Origin of the sequence: Hadarchaeum sp. (SeqCode) (assembly GCF_049969415.1) — an archaeon.
Taxonomy (GTDB): domain Archaea; phylum Hadarchaeota; class Hadarchaeia; order Hadarchaeales; family Hadarchaeaceae; genus Hadarchaeum.
This window is the reverse complement of sequence record NZ_JBMFOX010000101.1, coordinates 1-2,083: the sequence shown is the minus strand read 5'-3', so window position 1 is coordinate 2,083 and position 2,083 is coordinate 1. Positions and strand designations below refer to the sequence as shown.

Genomic DNA, 2,083 nt, shown 5'->3' with positions numbered 1-2,083 from the left:
AAATAATTGCCCGATGAAATAATTCATCAAGGACAGCAAGGGGTAGCCGAGGGCAAGGGGTAGCCGAGGGCAATGCCCTCGGCTACCCCTACACCCGCCCGTGAAAATCCGTGTCCCCCAATCCTGGCAGTTGGGAACGTTTCGCGGGCCGCGTCGGGTTCGGAGACCCCCTCGGCGGTGAGGGCGACCCGACGGGTCGCCCCCACTGCCGTTGCGCCTTTACCGACGGCGCGGTCGAAAGCGGCTCCTCATAACTATTCTTTGGGTTTAAAAAGCCCAATGGATTACCTAATTGAAAAAACCAATTTGTCCCAAATGTATGTAACTTATGCAGGGTCTTGACAAATGGAGTTTTGGGTGATAAAATACGTTGGGCGGCGATTCACCATTCAATGAGCAAGCTATTTCAGTTCCCGTCTGGCGGTCATAACTCACGGAGACAGATACAGTGTATAAACCCAAGATTTTCATTGTCGGCGAGAACGAAGACAATCTCATCGCATTGGAAGAAGCAAGTTACGTGACTGAAGAAGTACTCCAGGAAGTATTGGCAAGGTATCCCGATCTGCTTCCCGGTGACCAGATTGATCCGGAGAATCCCCGGCGCTGGCTGTTCGTTGCTCGGGAGATGGGAATCCCAGGCGATGCGAATGAAGGTGGACGGTGGAGTCTTGACCTTCTCTTTTTGGATCAGGATGGCATTCCTACTTTTGTGGAGTGTAAGCGGGCCACTGATACGCGCACGCGCCGAGAGGTTGTGGCGCAAATGCTGGACTATGCAGCCAATGGTGTCGAGTATTGGGATATGGATCGGCTGCGGCAGGCCGCGGCCGAGACAGCCCGGAGTCGAGGAAGGTCCCTGGATGATGAAATTAGCAGTATGTTGGGTGAGAGTGAAGACGGTACAGATGTCGAAGGGTATTGGGAAAAGGTGGAGGCTAACCTGCGCAACCGACGGGTTCGGCTTGTCCTTGTTTCGGACTCTACCCCGAAAGAACTCAGGCGATTGGTGGAGTTTCTGAATGAGGAAATGAGAAATGTGGAGGTGCTAACAGTTGAGGTCAAGCAATTCCAGCGCGAGGGCGACCAGAAGCTGAGGGCGCTTGTTCCGCGGGTGGTTGGCCTCACTGAGACTGCCCGCAGTGCGAAAGAAAGTTCGTCGAAGCGCAAGAGACGCACAACTCGAAAGGAATTCCTGGAAAAGTGTTCTCCCGAAGCGCGTGAGTTCTTCCAGAGAGTTTTGGATCGTAGTGAGGAGCGGGGTCATGTCATCCATTGGGGTGAACTGGGATTTTCTGTCCGTGCTCATTCACCGAAAAGTGGAGGACTCGTCTCTTTCGCTTATGGATACCCTCCGGCCACATTCCAGTTTTACTTTGACAAGGACTGGAGAAGCGACGAAGAGAACGCTGCGGCGTTACGTGAAAGACTGCTGAATTTCGGTGTTTTCAGAGAAGCAGGCCAATATACCCTCACGGCCAGCTTAACGGAAGAAACACTGGTGCAGATGGATGATGTCTACGACTTCATCTTGGAGGAAATCAACGAACACATCGCGGCTCAACGTGGTCAATGAGTCATCGCCGCCCAACAAGTCGCTGCTAAGCCTAGATTTCGCACCTTGTTCGCACCTTGACAACCGCATAAAGAGCCGAATGGGCCTCCACGAGGTCGCTGAACGGCAAGAAAGGACGGCTTCGGGGCGCAGATTCCCTCGCCGCCGAGGATTTATCTCTTCGTTTCGACAGGCTCAACGCACCGCCGCGGTCTGGGAGCTCTCCTCCGGGCACCTGCTGACCGGCCCGATCGCGGCGTGACCGGGCTTACACGGCCAGCAGAAGCCGCACCCACGGCGTTCCTCCGGGTGACAGCCCCTGGCCTGGCCCAGGGAGCGTGAGCAGGGCAGGGTCTGCGACCAGGGCCGGCCGAGGCGGTGGCCAGCGGACTTCAACGATCTCGGCCAGGGCCGCCAGCAGTTGGGCCTGGTCGACGCTCACGGGGGTCAGCCGCACCAGGACCGAACCGTCCCAGCAGTGGGTCTCGATGACGGTCAGGTCCTCCAAGGTGGCGATAATCTGCCGGG

At 56.3% G+C, this 2,083-nt stretch carries 2 protein-coding genes; one reads left to right on the top strand and one right to left on the bottom strand.

Annotation, left to right across the window (positions count from 1 at the left end; translation table 11 throughout):
- Positions 1 to 448: 448 nt before the first annotated feature.
- Complete coding sequence (locus ACP5PX_RS08075) at positions 449 to 1,576, top strand: hypothetical protein (RefSeq protein ID WP_428085437.1); 1,128 nt, start codon at positions 449 to 451, stop codon at positions 1,574 to 1,576.
- A gap of 247 nt (positions 1,577 to 1,823) precedes the next feature.
- Here ACP5PX_RS08075 and ACP5PX_RS08070 read toward each other — a convergent pair.
- A partial coding sequence (locus tag ACP5PX_RS08070) for a hypothetical protein (protein WP_428085436.1) occupies positions 1,824 to 2,083 on the bottom strand: 260 nt, incomplete at its 5' end.